Origin of the sequence: Paenibacillus sp. A3, assembly GCF_001399685.1 — a bacterium.
Taxonomy (GTDB): domain Bacteria; phylum Bacillota; class Bacilli; order Paenibacillales; family NBRC-103111; genus Paenibacillus_G.
In genome coordinates this window covers 1-16,389 of sequence record NZ_JTHN01000113.1, presented here as the reverse complement: position 1 = coordinate 16,389, position 16,389 = coordinate 1, and the positions used below count along the sequence as shown (strand labels likewise).

19 protein-coding genes are annotated in these 16,389 nt (G+C 58.1%); 3 read left to right on the top strand and 16 right to left on the bottom strand.

What is annotated here, in order from left to right; all coding sequences use genetic code 11:
- From xerD to QJ48_RS17825, 7 genes are all read right to left on the bottom strand, one after another.
- Nucleotides 1-830: site-specific tyrosine recombinase XerD (gene xerD, locus QJ48_RS17855; protein WP_054974908.1), on the bottom strand; the 830-nt coding region annotated here is incomplete at its 3' end.
- Between the two features lie 91 nt (nucleotides 831-921).
- Entirely contained in the window at nucleotides 922-1,167 is a 246-nt protein-coding gene (locus QJ48_RS17850; RefSeq protein ID WP_054974907.1) for a DUF4227 family protein, read from the bottom strand.
- A gap of 157 nt (nucleotides 1,168-1,324) precedes the next feature.
- Nucleotides 1,325-2,449, bottom strand: coding sequence for an alanine dehydrogenase (gene ald, locus QJ48_RS17845; protein WP_054974906.1), 1,125 nt, complete (start codon nucleotides 2,447-2,449; stop codon nucleotides 1,325-1,327).
- 135 nt (nucleotides 2,450-2,584) lie between these two features.
- Complete coding sequence (locus tag QJ48_RS17840; protein ID WP_054974905.1) at nucleotides 2,585-3,034, bottom strand: Fur family transcriptional regulator; 450 nt, start codon at nucleotides 3,032-3,034, stop codon at nucleotides 2,585-2,587.
- Nucleotides 3,035-3,138: 104 nt separating this feature from the next.
- Nucleotides 3,139-3,786, bottom strand: coding sequence for a stage II sporulation protein M (gene spoIIM / locus QJ48_RS17835; RefSeq protein ID WP_054974904.1), 648 nt, complete (start codon nucleotides 3,784-3,786; stop codon nucleotides 3,139-3,141).
- A 77-nt stretch (nucleotides 3,787-3,863) separates the two neighbouring features.
- Entirely contained in the window at nucleotides 3,864-5,054 is a 1,191-nt protein-coding gene (locus QJ48_RS17830; protein ID WP_054974903.1) for an endonuclease Q family protein, read from the bottom strand.
- Complete coding sequence (locus QJ48_RS17825) at nucleotides 5,051-5,620, bottom strand: NUDIX hydrolase (protein WP_025846519.1); 570 nt, start codon at nucleotides 5,618-5,620, stop codon at nucleotides 5,051-5,053. Before QJ48_RS17825 ends, QJ48_RS17830 begins: the two co-directional genes overlap by 4 nt.
- Before the next feature lie 158 nt (nucleotides 5,621-5,778).
- On the opposite strand from QJ48_RS17825, the gene mciZ reads away from it, so the two are divergent.
- On the top strand, nucleotides 5,779-6,036 hold the full coding sequence (gene mciZ, locus QJ48_RS36015) for a Z-ring formation inhibitor MciZ (protein WP_082420562.1): 258 nt from the start codon (nucleotides 5,779-5,781) through the stop codon (nucleotides 6,034-6,036).
- On the opposite strand, the gene QJ48_RS17820 is transcribed toward mciZ, so the two are convergent.
- Nucleotides 5,924-7,132, bottom strand: a complete 1,209-nt coding sequence (locus QJ48_RS17820; protein ID WP_082420561.1) for a DUF3866 family protein — start codon at nucleotides 7,130-7,132, stop codon at nucleotides 5,924-5,926. The genes mciZ and QJ48_RS17820 overlap by 113 nt on opposite strands.
- Nucleotides 7,133-7,240: 108 nt before the next feature.
- Nucleotides 7,241-8,374 (bottom strand): M20/M25/M40 family metallo-hydrolase, encoded by a 1,134-nt coding sequence (locus QJ48_RS17815; protein ID WP_054974901.1) that lies wholly within the window; start codon nucleotides 8,372-8,374, stop codon nucleotides 7,241-7,243.
- A gap of 68 nt (nucleotides 8,375-8,442) precedes the next feature.
- Here QJ48_RS17815 and prli42 point away from each other — a divergent pair, with 68 nt between their 5' ends.
- The gene (gene prli42 / locus QJ48_RS36980; protein ID WP_157261672.1) at nucleotides 8,443-8,538 is read left to right on the top strand and encodes a stressosome-associated protein Prli42; all 96 of its coding nucleotides are present in this window, start codon (nucleotides 8,443-8,445) and stop codon (nucleotides 8,536-8,538) included.
- Nucleotides 8,539-8,589: 51 nt separating this feature from the next.
- On the opposite strand, the gene QJ48_RS17810 is transcribed toward prli42, so the two are convergent.
- The 4 genes from QJ48_RS17810 to lpdA all read right to left on the bottom strand — a co-directional run bounded on the left by QJ48_RS17810 (nucleotide 8,590) and on the right by lpdA (nucleotide 13,552).
- Nucleotides 8,590-9,972: a dihydrolipoamide acetyltransferase family protein gene (locus QJ48_RS17810; RefSeq protein ID WP_054974900.1), complete on the bottom strand. Its 1,383-nt coding sequence runs from the start codon at nucleotides 9,970-9,972 to the stop codon at nucleotides 8,590-8,592.
- Nucleotides 9,973-9,984: 12 nt separating this feature from the next.
- Entirely contained in the window at nucleotides 9,985-10,965 is a 981-nt protein-coding gene (locus QJ48_RS17805) for an alpha-ketoacid dehydrogenase subunit beta (RefSeq protein WP_054974899.1), read from the bottom strand.
- A 3-nt stretch (nucleotides 10,966-10,968) separates the two neighbouring features.
- Entirely contained in the window at nucleotides 10,969-11,979 is a 1,011-nt protein-coding gene (locus QJ48_RS17800) for a thiamine pyrophosphate-dependent dehydrogenase E1 component subunit alpha (RefSeq protein ID WP_054974898.1), read from the bottom strand.
- Nucleotides 11,980-12,130: 151 nt separating this feature from the next.
- The gene (gene lpdA, locus QJ48_RS17795) at nucleotides 12,131-13,552 is read right to left on the bottom strand and encodes a dihydrolipoyl dehydrogenase (protein WP_054974897.1); all 1,422 of its coding nucleotides are present in this window, start codon (nucleotides 13,550-13,552) and stop codon (nucleotides 12,131-12,133) included.
- A gap of 148 nt (nucleotides 13,553-13,700) precedes the next feature.
- On the opposite strand from lpdA, the gene QJ48_RS17790 reads away from it, so the two are divergent.
- The gene (locus QJ48_RS17790) at nucleotides 13,701-13,961 is read left to right on the top strand and encodes a DUF2627 domain-containing protein (RefSeq protein ID WP_054974896.1); all 261 of its coding nucleotides are present in this window, start codon (nucleotides 13,701-13,703) and stop codon (nucleotides 13,959-13,961) included.
- Between the two features lie 35 nt (nucleotides 13,962-13,996).
- On the opposite strand, the gene QJ48_RS17785 is transcribed toward QJ48_RS17790, so the two are convergent.
- From QJ48_RS17785 to steA, 3 genes are all read right to left on the bottom strand, one after another.
- Nucleotides 13,997-14,935 (bottom strand): hypothetical protein, encoded by a 939-nt coding sequence (locus QJ48_RS17785; protein ID WP_054974895.1) that lies wholly within the window; start codon nucleotides 14,933-14,935, stop codon nucleotides 13,997-13,999.
- A complete protein-coding gene (locus QJ48_RS17780) occupies nucleotides 14,905-15,603 on the bottom strand; it encodes a glycosyltransferase family 2 protein (protein WP_054974894.1) in 699 nt (232 codons plus the stop codon). The genes QJ48_RS17785 and QJ48_RS17780 overlap by 31 nt, the downstream gene beginning before the upstream one ends.
- Nucleotides 15,604-15,622: 19 nt before the next feature.
- The coding region (gene steA / locus QJ48_RS37525) for a putative cytokinetic ring protein SteA (RefSeq protein ID WP_054974893.1) at nucleotides 15,623-16,389 on the bottom strand (767 nt) is incomplete at its 5' end.

Sequence of the window (16,389 nt, the reverse complement as noted above, 5' to 3'; positions counted from 1 at the left end):
GTATAAATCTGCGTCGTCGAGATGTCCGCATGACTGAGCATTTCCTGCACGGACCGGAGGTCGGCACCGTTCTCCAGCAAGTGCGCGGCAAACGAATGCCGGAGCGTGTGCGGGGTGATTTCCATCCGAATGTCGGATTCCGCAGCGTAACGTTTAATGATTTTCCAGAAGCCCTGACGCGTCATCCGGGTCCCTAAATGGCTGACAAACAGCGCCTCCTCGGTCTTGGACGGCTTGAGCAGCTTCGGACGCATCGTTTGGATGTACGCCTCCACGTATTCCGAAGCGATTCTCCCGAGCGGAACAATCCGCTCTTTGCCTTTGCCGACACAACGGATAAAACCCATACTCGGATTGACGCTGTCAACATCAAGCGAGATGAGCTCCGATACCCGGATTCCCGTCGCGTACAGCACCTCCAGCATCGCCTTGTCCCGCATCCCGTTGGGCGTCGTCGTCAGGGGGGCTTGGAGCAGCTTGCCGACCTCTTGAACCGACAGCACCTTCGGAATCCGTTTCTCGAGTCTCGGCGTCTCCATGTGCAGCGACGGATCACTGTCCAGCAGACGCTCCTTCACAAGGAATTGGTAAAAGGCGCGGATGGAAACCATACTCCGGGAAAGCGTGGCCGTAGCCCTCCCCCGCTGCTTCAGGTCCAGCATATAGCCGGAAATGTTCAGCTTCCCGCTGTCGCCCAGCGAAAAAATGCCGGAGCTTTCCAAATAATCTATATACTGAGACAAATCGCGTCGGTACGAGTCCAGCGTATTCTGAGCAAGGCCCCGATCCTCCGCCAAAAAACGGATAAACGAGTTGAGTTCCTGTTTCATGCGCAATTGATCCCCTTTTATGTCTTGCATCGGCGCTTTTAAAACAATTCCACATGCAGGATCAATTTTCCTTCCGCATCGGGAAGCTTTTTTACTCGCCGATCCGGTAGAACAGCTTCAGCCGTTCGCTCATCTTGATTTTGTCGGAAACCGCAGCCGTCTGATCGTTCTGGAACGCTTTGACGGCGCGGCCTGCAGGCTCCCTGTACTTCGGCTCCGGCTCCAGCCATCGCGTAACGGCGAGCAGCATGTGATAAAGCGCGAACGTAAACACCACGAACAAAAGCGCGAAGCGGAAGCGGCCGAGCCATTTTCGCGCCCGAACATGAACAATCATGGCTTGTCCCTCCTCCCCTGCTCCCTGCCGCCGGCTTGGCGCCGGACTGCGGGAGTTCAGACAGGTTCTAAGAGTACACTATGACCGGATCGGCCAAATTATGCGTACTCGAAAGAAGGACAGACGAAACGTACCGCGGCATACGCCGCTGCCTTGATCAACTGATCGGCAGCAGCGAATCCAAGCCCGTATAGGGCAGACCGACGGCTTCGGCTACCGCGGGATACGTGACGTGCCCCTGATAGGTGTTTACGCCGAGTTTCAGCGGCGGATTGCCGTAGAGCGCACGGGTCACCCCTTTGCCGGCCAATTCGAGGGCGTAGCCGATGGTCACATTTGTGAGCGCCAGCGTAGAGGTCCGCGGCACGGCTCCCGGCATGTTGGCGACCGCATAATGAAGGACGCCATGCTTCTCGTACGTCGGCGCGCTGTGCGTCGTTACGCGATCCACCGTCGCGATCGAGCCGCCCTGATCGACGGCCACGTCCACGATCACGGCCCCGGGCTTCATCTGCCGCACCATGTCCTCGCTGACGAGCTTTGGTGCTTTCGCTCCGGGAATAAGAACAGCCCCGATCAGCAGATCCGCCTTTTGTACCGCATTGGCAATGTTGTAGGGGTTGGACATCAGCGTACGGATGCGGCCGTGGAACACATCGTCCAAATACCGGAGCCGATCCGCGCTGCGTTCGATAACGACGACGTTGGCGCCGAGTCCGAGCGCCATTTTCGCGGCGTTGGTTCCGACGATGCCTCCGCCCAAAATGATCACGTCCGCCGGAGGCACGCCGGGCACGCCGCCGAGCAGAATGCCGCGCCCGCCGTAATTTTTCTCCAGAAACTGCGCGCCGACCTGAACGGACATGCGTCCGGCCACTTCGCTCATCGGAGTAAGCAGCGGCAGCCCTCCGCTCGGAAGCTGAATCGTCTCGTACGCGATGGCGGTCACTTTATGCTGCACAAGCGCCTCGGTCAGCTTCGGCTCGGCCGCCAGATGGAGATAGGTAAACAGCGTCAGCCCTTCGCGGAAATAACCGAATTCCGCAGGGAGCGGCTCCTTCACCTTCATAATCATCTCCGCCCTGCCCCAAACCTCGGCAGCCGAAGGGAGCAGCTCGGCGCCTTCCTTGGCATACTCGTCGTCGGAAAATCCGCTGCCCGCACCGGCTCCCGCTTCCACAATAACGCTATGCCCGGCTTCTCTCAGGACCGCTGCGCCGCCGGGGGTTAAGGCGACGCGGTTTTCGTTGTTTTTGATTTCTTTCGGTATCCCGATAATCATCGTTCCATGCCTCCTGTTCCCGTTTTTTCAACAAAGCGTATGATATTGTATAGCGTTTGCCTTTTCGGTGCGAATATGTGACAAAATGCAAAAAACCTTCATACTTGATCTAGCGTCAAGCCGAAGGTTTCGTGTTTACGATTTGTTCTTGTCGCGGCAGCGGTGGCAAATACCTTGAAAATCGAGCCGGTGGTCGAGTACCTGAAACCGGTATTCCCGCTCCAGCCGTTCTTCCAGCGCGCCCAGCCAGTCTTCCATAATTTCGTCGACGGCACCGCATTGCACGCAGATGAGGTGATGATGATGGTGATGAGAGCTGTCGTTGCGCAAGTCGTAGCGGGCTACGCCGTCGCCGAAGTTCATTTTCTCGAGGACATGCAGCTCGCTGAGCAGTTCCAACGTACGATAGACGGTGGCAAGGCCGATTTCAGGCGCTTTATCTTTGACGAGCATAAAAACGTCTTCCGCGCTCAGATGATCCTCTTCGTTCTCCAGCAAAACCCTGACGGTCGCTTCCCGTTGAGGCGTCAGCTTGTAGCCTTGCGATTGCAGCTGTTGTTTGATTTTTTCGATGCGAGATTCCATGCTTCTCCCCCACGGGTTTTGCACCGAAGCAAAACCTTTCTCGTAAGCTTAAGCTTTCTTCATGCTTACATTATAGGAGGAGGACTTAGGGAAAGTCAAACCTTTTAAGACCCGGACATCGTTACCAGCATGGGAGTTACCCATTTCATCATGGCCGGCGAGACATAAGCCTCGAATACCGCCACGCCGAGCAGCAGCGCCCCGGAAGCCAGAATGACGCCCGAAAATCGCATAAACGGTTCGTATAGAGCGCCTTTGCGGCTGATAAACCGGTTTTTGACCAGATGAATCGTGAAAGCCATCGCCGTGACGCTGCATACGAGCAGCAAAGGGATGACCACCAGGTTCGGCGGCACGACCGAAACGAGCGCAAACAGCAGCCCTTTCCAGGATAAGGTGCCGACCAGATAGCCGACGGTGAAGCCGACCAGCACGCCCTTCAGAAAATCCAGAATAAGGATTAGCGGCAGGCCGATGACGGATAAGCCTAGCACCCAAATAATTAAAAACCATTTGATATGCATGGAAAACGAATCCTTGAACGAACCCGTAACATCGCCTTCCAATCCGCCTTGATGGACGGACGCAAAAAAACTGCCCAAATACCGGCTCAGCTCCTGCTTCTGCTCCATAGACAGGGCGTTCACCATAACCGCACCGAAAACGACGCCCGTGACGAAGACGACGCCTACGAATAAATAGAACGACAAATGCTCCTTCATGTACTGCTCCAGCGTACGGTTCCGCATCATGCCGGCGCGCCCCCCTTGTCCGAATAGTACAGAATATGAGGGGGCGCACAGGTTTATGACTCCGCCCGCTTATCGCGTTATTCTTGCCGGGCGGACACTTTGCCGTATTTGCCTCCGCCGCCCGTATCGAGCCGCAGCGTGCCCGCGCGAGCTTCCATAATATAGCCGGCAATCGTTTCGCCCGCCGCATCTGCGAGCTCTTCGAACGATACGCGGTGCAGCAGGTTCATTTCGGAGCCGAACCGCTCGATGAGACGATCGAACGTTTTCGGCCCGAGGCCCGGAATGTATTCAAGCGGCACTTGGTAACAATAAGGCGGTCGGTCCGGGGGAACCCGAGGCTCCTCCCGGTCCGCAAGGCTCAATATCCGGTCCATCACGCCGCGGACAATCCGCGGACTGCCGCAGTACAAGCAGCGCTCTACGGCAGTCTGGCCCTGTTCGTCAAGAATCGAGCTGCAATCGCCGCAGTACGTGCGGTGGTATTTGCCGAGCCGCGGGTTGAGTCCGTAATTGGCAAGCACGCGGCGTCCGTCCTCCTGTGACAAAGCCTTCCGCAGTTCCTCGAACGTCGGCGACTCAAGAGCCAGCTTATTGTATTCGCGCCCGATCTTCGGGAGTGAATGGGCATCAGAGTTGGTCAGAAACGTATAGCGGTCCAGCTCGCTGATATGCCCGGCCATGACGGTGTCGGCACTGAGACCGAGCTCTACGGCCGCGATTCCTTCCAAGTCGAGCAGATGCTCCATCCGCGTGGAGCAGCTCCCGTAGACGCTTTTATGCGGGGTGAAGATATGGGCCGGAATCAGGATGCCTCCGCGCGCGATAACTTCCCGCTGAAGCTCCCGGGCCGTGACATAAATGCGCTGCGAGCTGAGCTGCACATTTTTCATATGCTTGCGCAGCCATTCCGTGAAGCTCTGCATGTCGCCAAGCTTGGGCAAATAAGCGAGCAAATGGGCGGTGCCCAAGCCGGGGTCGCGCACCTCGATCTCGCAGCCCAGCAGGACGGTCGTCCGATGGAAGCGGATGCCTCCTCCTTCCAGTTCTTCCATCTCGCCCGTATCCAAATAATGCAGCATCTCCCGCTGCACGCCCGGCGAATGGCAGTCGATGATGCCGATCATGTCGATCCCTTTGCGCTCCGACGCTTCCTGCGCGATGTTGTAGAACGTCAGGTTGTTCGCGGCGCTGATTTTGACCGCTTCTCCCGCTTCCGTTCGGCCGATGTGAATGTGCAGGTCGGCGTAGTACGCGTTCGTGCTCATGTCGGGAACGAGCCGGTAAGCTTGTACAGCTGCCAGGCGTAAACGGCCATGATCGTCTTGGCGTCGCTGATCCGCTGCTCCCGGATGTAGGCTTGCGCCTGTTCCAGCGTAAGCTCTTCGATTTCGAGGAATTCGTCTTCGTCGGGATTGGCTTGTCCCTTGACCAGTTGCTCGGCGGCATATAGATGAAGAATTTCGTCGGCGAAGCCGGGCGATGTATAGAAAGAGCTGATATGGCGAATCGAGCCTGCGGTATAGCCGGTTTCCTCCTCCAGCTCGCGCTTGGCGGCATCCAGCGGATTCTCGCCGGCGTCCAGCTTTCCTGCCGGAATTTCCACCTGGCTTTTCTCCAGCGGCTTGCGGTATTGCTCGACAACAATCATCCGGTCATCCGGGGTAAGGGCCAGAACCGCGACCGCACCGGGATGCTTGACGATCTCACGGGTCGCTTCCCCGCCGTTTGGCAGCTTTACGGTGTCCACTTGCAAGGAAATGATTTTGCCTTGAAAAATCGGCTGGGTGGAGACGGTCACTTCTTCGAATTTTTTATGCGTCTTATGCGGCATGGAAGATTCCTCTCTTCTCTTTACGGGTATTGTAAGAATAAGACCAAAGCTCATTATACCACATCCGGCGGCTGCTGGCCGCCCGACTAAGGACATAATCGTGTCGTCTCCCGCATAAGGTGGATAATATGAACCTATCGAAGCAGGAGGGGTACTCTATGAAAACGTATGTCAATGCAAGGCAGCTTCGTTTGGTGGGAAAAGGCTGGGAAATCCGCAACTATTTGAAAATGGCGCTGGACCGCGTCTCGCCCGATGTGCCGCTTGCAGCCTTCTTGGACGGGACGCAGACCGGCAGTGCGGCTACGGCTTATCCTGGCCCCCGCCCCGAAGGAGCCGGTACGCTGCTTCTGCCGCCGTACAAATGGCCGCAAAAAACGCCGGATCGTCCTGCCAGGCTCGCCCCATGGAAGTAATCGGCCGCCCGTACGCTTCCAGAGCGGCGGCCATGTCCTCCAAGGACGGCGGCGCCTCCCACAGAAGCCGGTGACGCCGGGCGAGTCCGCTCTGCCGGACCTGCTCGCGCAGCAGCGCGGTATCCGCTTCGGCGGGCAGCAGCGGCAGCGGGACGCAGGCGGGCGCGAGCGCGGCTTCGCCCAGCGCCACCGCCGTATGGCGGCTGAGCCCGCGGTGCTGCGGCCGCGGATCGGCGAAGCTGATGCGGGCCATCGCCACGGGCACGCCCCCGAGGGCATGCACCGCGCCCACAAGCTCGCCCGCCTCGATGCCGCTGAAGCCGTATGGCGTGCCGGTGCCTGTGATGCCGGGGCCCATGCAGACGATTGCCAAATCGGCTTCCAGGACATGCCTCGCGGCAAGGAGCGCCGTGAATTTGTTGACGGCTTCGATGTCGCCTCCGTAGGCGTGCCCGTATGTGACCGCCCCGGCCAGCCAGCCGAGCTCCCGCAATCGGCGTACATGTCCGCTGACCGCTAGCGGCAGGGCGCCCCCGTCGGTCATGACATAAGCGATGCGCGGTACCGGCGCTCCCGCCTCGCGTGCAAGCTCGCGGAGCCAGCATACAGCGGCAGGCAGCATGCTGTGGAGCTCGCCGATGAGCACCGGCATCCCGTTCAGCGTACGCGATTCGGCAAACAGAGCGTGATGCGGGCTTGACGGCTCCTCGACCGAAAGCACGGCCCGCTGCAAAGACGTGTAACGCAGCTTCATAATATGCCCTTCCTGCGGCCCGGAGGACCGGGGCCTATCTTGCGTCTCCGGCTCCCGCGGGTCTGTACCTACTGGAACTTCCGGGCTATCGACGCTCTCGTCCAACCTGCCAAGCTTCGCGTGGACAAAATGCACACCGCCCGTACCGAGCCCCAAACGAACGGCGGTCGTATTCAGCAGTACCTTGTCCCCCGGCCGAAGCGGCGTCCCTACGGCAAGATCGTGCAGCGCAGCGGCCGTTTCGCCGTTCGCAAGCTGCACCCGGACCTCCTGCAGACCATGCGAAGACAAAGGCTCCCCCACTGTTTCTATGACTACTGCCGTTTCCCATTGTATCCTCATGTTCCGTTTCCTCCCGCTTTCGCACAAAAAAATCGCCGCTTACCCAAAAGAGATAAGCAGCGATTAAAACAACCTGTATGTTACTACTTTATGCCGGAAGGTCAAGCATTATGCCTTGGTAACTTCATTAACGATCGAGACGACTACTTCGGCCGTTTTGACAAGGTCCGAGATCGCGATCCGTTCTTTCGTCGTGTGGATGTCCAGATAGCCGATAGCCAGATTGACGGTCGGTACGCCCATACCGTTGAACATATTGGCGTCGCTGCCCCCACCGGAATGGAAGGTGCGCGGCGTGCATCCGACGTTCGTCAGCGCGTTCATCGCGAGCTTCACGACAGGAGCGGATTCGTCGTACATAAACGCCGGATAGATGACTTCGCTTTTGAAGTCAAGCTTCGCGCCCATTTCCTCCGCCGCTTCCTCGCATGCTTGGCGCATTTTCTCGACTTGCTCGTACATTTTGGCCTGCGTGATGCTGCGCGCCTCGCCTTCGAGCGTTACCCGCTCGACGACGATGTTCGTCGCGCCTTCCACGCCGCCTTCGAAGCGTCCGATGTTCGCGGTCGTTTCTTTGTCGATGCGGCCGAGCGGCATGCGCGCAATCGCTTTGCTCGCGACGGTAATCGCGCTCACGCCCGCTTCCGGATTCACGCCCGCATGAGCCGAGCGGCCCCATAACGTGATGTACACCTTCGCCTGCGTCGGAGCGGCTACGGCGATGTCTCCGATGGTGCCGTTCGAGTCCAGCGCGAAGCCGAGATCCGCATCGACCCACTTGGCGTCCATCGCCCGGGAGCCCTTCAAGCCGGATTCCTCGCCCGCCGTAATGATAAACTGAATCTGCCCGTGCTCGATGTTGTTCTCTTTCAGCACGCGAATCGCTTCGAACATGGCGGCAAGGCCCGCTTTGTCGTCCGCCCCGAGAATCGTCGTTCCGTCGCTGCGGATGTAACCGTCTTCGCCGATCTGCGGCTTGATGCCTTTACCCGGAGTAACCGTATCCATATGCGAAGTGAAGAACAGCTTCGGCAGCGGCTTCGCGGATGTCGCCGGCAGCGTGCAGATGAGATTGCCCGAGCCGTGGCCGGTTTTCGCCGCGGAATCGTCCTCTTCCACCTTCAAGCCCAGCTCGGTGAATTTTGCCTTCAGCACGCGGCTGATTTCCTGCTCGTGCTTCGTTTCGCTGTCGATTTGAACCAACTCGATAAATTCGTCTACCAATCGCTTTTGCTGAATCATAGCTTTCCTCCATTAGGCCGCTTGGGTTATTATAGGAATAGTATTCCCTTGATAAGGAGCTGAAATCGTTGCGAAATAAATTGATTTTCAAAATCGTCGTCTATACGATGATCGTCTCGATGCTGTTATCGACGCTGTTGTTTACGGTAAGCAATTTCTTCTAGCTGATTGGCGGGCGACAGGTTAGGGACAAGCCTCCCGGCTGCCGCCGGCCTTTAGTACAACTTCGTGTCCTGATTGTACGCTTCCAGGTTCTCTTTCACCCGCTGCAGGAAGCGTCCGCAGATAACCCCGTCCAAAATACGGTGATCCAGGGACAAGCACAGGTTGACCATCGAACGGACGGCAATCATGTCCTGAATGACGACCGGCTTTTTCACGATCGATTCGAAGGTCAGAATGGCGGCTTGCGGGTAATTGATGATCGGATATGACAAAATCGATCCGAACGAGCCCGTATTGTTCACGGTAAACGTGCCGCCTTGCATATCGCTGAGCGCCAGCTTGCCGGCTCTTGCTTTCCGGGTTAAAGAATCGATCTCCCGGGCAAGGCCGGCAATATTCATTTGGTCGGCCTTTTGGATAACCGGTGTGACGACGAAATCCTCGGTACCTACGGCCAGCGCGAGGTTGATATCCCGCTTGACAATAATTTTGTCTACCGCCCAGACCGAGTTCATGATCGGATAATCTTTGATCGCGCCGACGACCGCTTTGAGCAGGAAGGCCAGGTACGTAATGTTGATCCCTTCCTGCTTCATGAATTCGCCCTTCACTTTGTTCCGCAGCAGCACAAGGTTCGTCACGTCCACCTCGATCATCGTCCAGGCATGCGGAATTTCCGTCACGCTCTGGCGCATGCGGCTGGAAATCGTGTTGCGGATCGGCGTCACGTCGATCAAATATTCGCCCCGGCCGTCAAGCGGCTGACCCTCCACCTCGATTTTCGGCAGCGGCGGGTTTTCCGACAAATGAATGCCGGTTGAACGAACCGGCCCCTTCGGCGGCACCGGGAGGAATACGCCGGCGCTCGCAGCTTCCGCAGCGGCTTCCGCATTGACGGCATCCACCGATTTCCCCTCTTCGACCGCTGCAGGCTTGCCGCTCGCGACGTAAGCTTCCACGTCTTTGCGCGTAATGCGGCCGCCAAGGCCCGTTCCCTTTACTTCCGACAGTGCGATCCCGTGTTCTGCGGCAAGCTTGAGCACCGCAGGCGAAAAACGGCCGCTCATACCCGCTTCACCGCCGGCAGCTTGCGCTTCGCGACGGGCTTGTCCGCCTTGAGCGCGCTGCGGCTGAGAAACGGCTTCTGCGGCTTCCGCCGTACTGCCCGCTGCCTGATGCGGCTCCTCGATCAAACAAATATCTTCTCCGACCGCAGCCGTATATCCTTCTTCCGCCAGCAGCTTGACCAGCCGGCCTTCGATCGGCGACGGCATCTCCACCGTCACCTTGTCGGTGATCAGCTCGCACAATACGTCGTATTGTTCGATATAATCCCCCGGCTGCTTGAGCCATTTGCCGATCGTCGCCGATACCAAACTCTCGGCCAGATGAGGAACCTTGACGCCGGTTCCTTTCGTCGCTTGATCGTTCATGTAACGGTCCTCCTAGAACAAAGCCAGCTTCCGCATGGCTTCCATGATCTTATCCGTATTGAGAAGGAAAAACTTCTCCATCGGCGGGTTCATTCCGACGGCCGGAACGTCCGGCGCGCAGAGCCGCATAATCGGCGCGTCCAGCTCGAACAGCAGCTCCTCGGCGATGATTGCGGACACTTCCGCCCCGACGCCTCCGGTCTTGTTATCCTCGTGGATGATCAGCACTTTGCCGGTTTTGGCTGCCGCTTTGAGAATCGCTTCCGTATCCAAAGGCTGCAGCGTTCTCAGATCGAGCACATGAGCCTGAATGCCTTCTTTGGCCAGCTCTTCCGCCGCACGCAGCGCATATTGCACGGTGATGCCGTACGTGATGACGGTGATGTCCGAGCCTTCCCGCTTCACGGCCGCTTCGCCGATCGGCACGATATAATCGTCCTCGGGCACTTCACCCGTGACTGACAAATAGCATTTCTTATGCTCGAAGTACAGCACCGGATCCGGATTGCGGATTGCGGCCTTCAAGAGCCCTTTCGCATCGTAAGGGTCCGAAGGGGCGACGATGACAAGCCCTGGCCTGCCGAAAAAGACGGATTCCGGACATTGGGAATGATATAGCGCGCCTCCACCGGTCGCCCCGTACGGAGCGCGGATCACGATGGGACAGCTCCAGTCGTTGTTCGAACGGTACCGGATGAGGGCCGCCTCGCTAATGATCTGGTTCGTCGCCGGAAAAATAAAGTCCGCGTACTGCATCTCCGCCACCGGCTTCATCCCGTACATGGCGGCGCCGATCGCTACGCCCGCAATCGCCGATTCGGCGAGCGGCGTATCCATGATCCGCTCCTCCCCGAACTGCTCCTTCAGCCCTTTTGTCGCATTCATGACGCCGCCCTTGCCGACGTCCTCGCCCAGGACGAAGACGTTCTCGTCCCGCTCCAGCTCTTCCTTCATTGCCGTGCGAATCGCTTCCAAATACGTAATAACCGCCACGAATTAGCCCTCCCTCTGTTCCGCGTACACATGCTTGAGCGTATCTTCCGGCTTCGGAAAAGGCGCATCGTCCGCGTAATTCGTCGCTTCGACCAATTCCCGCTTGATGGCCGCCACAAGCTCGGCGTCCTGCGTCTCGCTCCAGAGGCCGCAGTCGATCAGATACTGCTTGAACCGAGGCAAGCCGTCCTTCGCACGGTTCTCTTCGACTTCCTCCGGCGTACGGTAGAGCAAATCGTTGTCGGACGTCGAATGCGGAGAGATCCGGTACATGACCGCTTCGATCAAGGTCGGCCCTTCGCCGCGAAGGGCGCGCTCGCGCGCTTCCTTCACGACGCGGTACACTTCAAGCGCATCCCGGCCGTCTACCTTGACGCCCGGGAAGCCGTAGCCGTAGGCGCGCTCGGCGATGCTGCCCCCCACCTGCTTGTGCAGCGGGACGGAAATCGCATACTGGTTATTTTCGCACATGAAAATGACCGGAAGCTTGTGAACGCCCGCAAAGTTGCAGCCTTCGTGGAAATCGCCCTGATTGCTCGATCCGTCGCCGAAGGTCGTGAACGCCACGAAGTTTTTCCGTTTCATCTTGGCGGCCAGCGCAAATCCGACCGCGTGAGGCACTTGGGTCGTTACCGGAGAAGAGCCGGTCACGATATTCAGCTTTTTATGGCTGAAATGGCCCGGCATTTGACGTCCGCCGCTGTTCGGATCCTCCGCCTTGGCAAAGACGGATAGCATTAGTTCTTTTAACGTCATGCCGACCGAAAGCACGAAGCCGTAATCCCGGTAATACGGTAAAAAGTAGTCCTCCCCGCGCGAAAGCGCGAAGGCTGCGGCCACTTGTGCCGTTTCCTGGCCGATTCCGGACACGTGAAACGCGATTTTGCCCGAACGCTGCAGCAGGAAGCACCGCTCGTCAAACATGCGGGCTTTCAGCATGTATGTATACATTTCCAGAGCCTGACCGTCCGTCAATCCGAGCTGCCGGTGTTTTGTCATTTGACCGATGGACATGGAGTTATAGACGCCTCCTTTTACAAAAACAAGAGAATTTTTTTAATACCTGGTGCTAATACCAGACGCTATAACTATATTATAAACCGTTTGGTTTATGAATACAATTTTATTAGATAAAGAGGCGCCCTCCCGGCCTTCCGGCAGCAAATTACATATTGATGGACCGCCCGTCCACGGCCAGCATCGCCTCGCCCAGCAGCTCGGAGAGGGTCGGATGCGGATGAATCGTCTGCCCGATTTCCCATGGGGTTGCATCCAACAGCTGAGCTAACGCCGCTTCGGAGATATAATCGGTCACATGCGGTCCGATCATATGGACGCCAAGCAAATCGTTCGTTTCTTTATCGGCTACCACTTTGACAAAGCCGTCGGTCTCCCCAAGCACGATCGCTTTCCCCAGCGCGCGGAAATGAACCTTGGACACCTTGACGTCGCGTCCCCGTTCCTTGGCTTCCCGTTCCGTCCAGCCGATGCTTGCCGTCTCCGGACGGGAATAGACGCACCGCGGCACCCGATGCGGCTCCACCTTGTGCGGCTGCAGGCCCCAGGCATGCTCGGCCGCAGTCAATCCTTCATGGGCGGCGGCGTGCGCAAGCTGAAGTCCGCCGATGCAGTCCCCGACCGCATAAATGTGCAGCTCGGCCGTCTGCATCGATTCGTTGACGCGAATGAAGCCGCCTTCGACCTTCACGTCGGTATTTTCCAAGCCGATGCCTTCGACGTTGGCTTGACGCCCTACGCACACGAGCGCGATTTCGGCCGATAGTTCGGCTTGTTCCTCGCGATGTTCCACATTCAACGTGACGCCGCCCTCATGCTTGCGGACGGATTCCGTAAGCACCTTGGTGCCTGTACGCACGCTTACCCCGCGTTTTTTCAGCAGCCGCTCCAGCTCGCGCGATACGTCTTCATCCTCGCTCGGAAGCAGTCTTGGCGCGAATTCCACGACGGTCACCTGCACGCCAAAATCGCTAAGCAGCGAAGCCCATTCGACGCCGATAACGCCGCCGCCGATAATGACCGCCGAAGCCGGCAGCTTCTCCAGACGCAGCGCCTCGTCGCTGTTCAGGATCGTCACGCCGTCGGTTTCCAGGCCCGGCAGACTTCTCGGACGGGAGCCCGTCGCGATGACTACCTTGTCCGGCACCAGCGTCAAGATCTCGTCGTCGCCTTGATCGACGGATACCGTACCGCTCCGCGGCGAAAAGATGGAAGGACCGATTAATCTGCCCTTCCCCTGGAATACGGTGATTTTATTCTTTTTCATCAAAAATTGGAGCCCGCTGTATAGTTGCTCGACCACCGCGTCTTTGCGGCTCGCTACTTTAGAGAAATCTAGGGTGACCGCCTCGGCTCCGACGCCGAATTTGTCGCTGTCTTTCATGAGGGCGAATACTTCCGCGCTTCGCAGCAGCGCCTTGCTTGGAATACAACCGCGGTGCAGACAAGTTCCTCCGAGCTTCTCCTGCTCGACAATAGCCACGCTTTTTCCAAACTGAGCGGCCCGAATGGCCGCCGTATAACCGCCGATGCCTCCGCCAAGAACAACCATATCAAAAGTATGCGTCATCCATAATTCCTCCTGATACTTAAGATTCTCCTATTGTAACTCTATTCAGCGGCAGAAATATAGTCCAATTTGTGAAATGACATGAATTCTTGATAAATTTATGATAACGTAGAGAGTGACGATTTTGAAGCAATAGAAGGAGCCAAGCATGATGGCCGTTATTTCTCGTTTCATCGCCATGCTGCTGCTGGTCGTGCCCGGACTCATGGCAACTTACGGATTTTTGGCAATGAAGGACGCCTGGTTCGCCCAATTCGATCCGGCGATCGGCTTCCTCTGGTGGAAGTTTGCGCTGGGACTGCTGCTGTTTGCCGTAGGAGTCGCTTTTATCGGGGGATGGATTTTTTTCCGGGACCGCAAACGCAATTATGTCGCGCCGCGCTTTCGCAAGAAACGCAAAAAGGGATAGGCCAGCAATCCGCAGCCTGTCCCTTTTTTTGTCGTTCAGCCTCGTCCGCGGCCGGCTTGATCCAGCCAACGGAGCAGCGCGTGACGCTCGATGATGACGCTGAGCGACCGCCGCCAAGTGATCGCGTGAAGCCCGACGAGCGCGGCTAATGCAGTAGCCTGCACCGAAAAGGGTGTCTGCAGCGAGAACCCGAAACCAAGCGCAAACCCCAGCACATTGGCTCCGGCATCGCCCAGCATAGCCTTGCCGCGCAAATCCGCGCCTGCGAATACCCCCGCTCCGATCGTAAGCGGAACCAGCAAACGCCATACATTCCAAGCGGTTTCCGTTCCGCTCTCCTTCCAGGAGGCGAGCCATACGAGCAGAAGCAGCGAAACAAAAAAGCCCTTCAAGGCCCGGCCGGGCCGGACGTCAAGCAGATTCACCGCATTGGTGGCGAGCAGAATAAGAAGCAGCTTGAAGGGCAAAAACCACAGCGTACGGCTATCCGCCACGAAGGTTGTCCCCGTCCCGCTGCGAAGCGTCTCCGCTTCCGGCAGCAGGATAAGCATTCCGGCCACTAAGGCCGTCCCCGCTTTGACGATCCCGGTCGTTATCCTCCGCTGCTCGATCCAAGTCTTCCAATGATTGCGGAGCCCTTTGACCTCCCGCTCCCCGAGCAGATCGTCAAGCAGTCCCGCAAAACCAACCATCGTAACCGCCAGTATCCATCGGTCTGTATCGGGCCAGGAGGAAGGCACTACGCACACCCCATACAGATACCACAGCAGAAGCAACAGCCACAGAAGCACGCCTCCGGCCGTCGGAACAGGACGTCCCCGGTAGTTCGTTTCCGAGAGCCCATGCTCTTGCAAAAAACGAATCGTTCCCGGCAGCAAAACGGGTCCCGCCGCGATCAGCAAGCCCGACGGAACCGCCCATTCCCATAGCCAGCCAGTCACGGTCAGCATGCCGGTTTTCGCCAGCACTGCCACAAGGTAAGTCCGACCTCGCAGAGCTGCTTGCCGCGATGGAGCCATCCCTGCCAGGTCCGCCCGGTCTCCCGGTGCCGGAAAGGAACTTCCAGTTCGACGATCCGAAAGCCGAGCTTGACGGCATCGACCATCATGCCGACCTCGGCGCCGAATCCCTGGTATTTCCTTTCGCAGCGCCGTAGCACTTCGCTTCGCATCGCCCGTTGCCCGGATAACGGGGCCCCCGAGTCGTAACCGCTAAGCAGACGGACGCCGCGACCGGCCAAGCCTCTGACCAGGCCGAAGCCTCCCGGAATGCTTGCCGGCGGAAGCTTCGCCACGGTCAAATCCGCATCCCCCCGCAGCACAGGCTCAAGAAGCAGAGGGAACTTTTCGGCGGTGCTGCCGAGATCGGCATCCAGAAATACGACAATCTCCCCGAGCGCCGCTTGCCAGCCCGCGAACATCGCCGCTCCTTTGCCCGAATTCACGGGAAAACGCAATACGACGTCAGCCCACGCGCAAGCGACGTCGCCTGTACCGTCGCGGCTTCCGTCATCCACCACGATGAGCTGCATATTGAATGGAAATTCCGCTGAGGCCTGCGCCTTCGAGACCGCTTCCAGCGTCGAAGCCAGCAGCCGGGACTCGTTCCACGCTGGAATAATGACGGATATTAGCGGAACCATTGGCGTTCTCTCCCTTCTCTCAATGCAAAAAACGGACAAATGAAAACCACGCTGCCCCCGGGCTTGCCGGCTTGCGCCGTTCGGTTGCGGGATATAAGCGGCTGATCCCCCGTGCATCGACAAGTCTGCTCCCGATCTTCATCCGCACAAGCCAGGTGCTGCCCATGCCTTTTCGTCCTTTTTCCAAAAAATCCTGCATATGGCTGTGCAGCCCGACGGTGACAATCTGCTCGCAGCCTTGTTCGTAAGCCAGCAGGAGCGCCGCATCCTCGCTCGTCCCTCCCGTCGGCAGGGAAGCCGCTGAAAGCCCGAGCCGCCGAAGGCGCTCCATCCCCGGAGCCGCTCCGTTCCGATAGCTATGTACGATAAGTTCCGCCCCGCTGAACAAAGCAAGATCCGATACGCTGTCCATATCCCCTATGATTATGTCGGGCTTGTACCCCGCTTCCAAAATGGCGTCAGCCCCTCCGTCCACACCGATCAGCACCGGACGGACTCTCCGTATGTAACGCTTCAGCGCGGCGAAATCTTCCCGGTACCCGCTTCCCCTCACCACCACCAGCGCATGCCTTCCGGGCAGTTCGGTCCGCAGCGTAACGGGCGGCAGCGGTTCGAGCAGCTGTTCCTTTTCCTCGGCAGCGTATTTCAGCGTATTCTCGATAAACCTGGCGAGCTGCTCCGGCTCCGAAGCTTGTGCGGCCCGGTATCCGGCGAGCCAGCTTTGCCGGGTAAACCGGCGGCAGGGCACCCACGACGTCCCCGTATCGATCCCGTGTTCGGTCACGG

Excerpts from the sequence above, each read along its gene's own strand:
- QJ48_RS17850 (WP_054974907.1), bottom strand. The coding sequence starts at position 1,167 with ATGATTGTTCATGTTCGGGCGCGAAAATGGCTCGGCCGCTTCCGCTTC.
- ald (WP_054974906.1), bottom strand. The coding sequence starts at position 2,449 with ATGATTATCGGGATACCGAAAGAAATCAAAAACAACGAAAACCGCGTC.
- QJ48_RS17840 (WP_054974905.1), bottom strand. The coding sequence starts at position 3,034 with ATGGAATCTCGCATCGAAAAAATCAAACAACAGCTGCAATCGCAAGGC.
- spoIIM (WP_054974904.1), bottom strand. The coding sequence starts at position 3,786 with ATGATGCGGAACCGTACGCTGGAGCAGTACATGAAGGAGCATTTGTCG.
- QJ48_RS17830 (WP_054974903.1), bottom strand. The coding sequence starts at position 5,054 with ATGAGCACGAACGCGTACTACGCCGACCTGCACATTCACATCGGCCGA.
- QJ48_RS17825 (WP_025846519.1), bottom strand. The coding sequence starts at position 5,620 with ATGCCGCATAAGACGCATAAAAAATTCGAAGAAGTGACCGTCTCCACC.
- mciZ (WP_082420562.1), top strand. The coding sequence starts at position 5,779 with ATGAAAACGTATGTCAATGCAAGGCAGCTTCGTTTGGTGGGAAAAGGC.
- QJ48_RS17820 (WP_082420561.1), bottom strand. The coding sequence starts at position 7,132 with ATGAGGATACAATGGGAAACGGCAGTAGTCATAGAAACAGTGGGGGAG.
- QJ48_RS17815 (WP_054974901.1), bottom strand. The coding sequence starts at position 8,374 with ATGATTCAGCAAAAGCGATTGGTAGACGAATTTATCGAGTTGGTTCAA.
- QJ48_RS17810 (WP_054974900.1), bottom strand. The coding sequence starts at position 9,972 with ATGAACGATCAAGCGACGAAAGGAACCGGCGTCAAGGTTCCTCATCTG.
- QJ48_RS17800 (WP_054974898.1), bottom strand. The coding sequence starts at position 11,979 with ATGTCCATCGGTCAAATGACAAAACACCGGCAGCTCGGATTGACGGAC.
- lpdA (WP_054974897.1), bottom strand. The coding sequence starts at position 13,552 with ATGACGCATACTTTTGATATGGTTGTTCTTGGCGGAGGCATCGGCGGT.
- QJ48_RS17790 (WP_054974896.1), top strand. The coding sequence starts at position 13,701 with ATGATGGCCGTTATTTCTCGTTTCATCGCCATGCTGCTGCTGGTCGTG.
- QJ48_RS17780 (WP_054974894.1), bottom strand. The coding sequence starts at position 15,603 with ATGGTTCCGCTAATATCCGTCATTATTCCAGCGTGGAACGAGTCCCGG.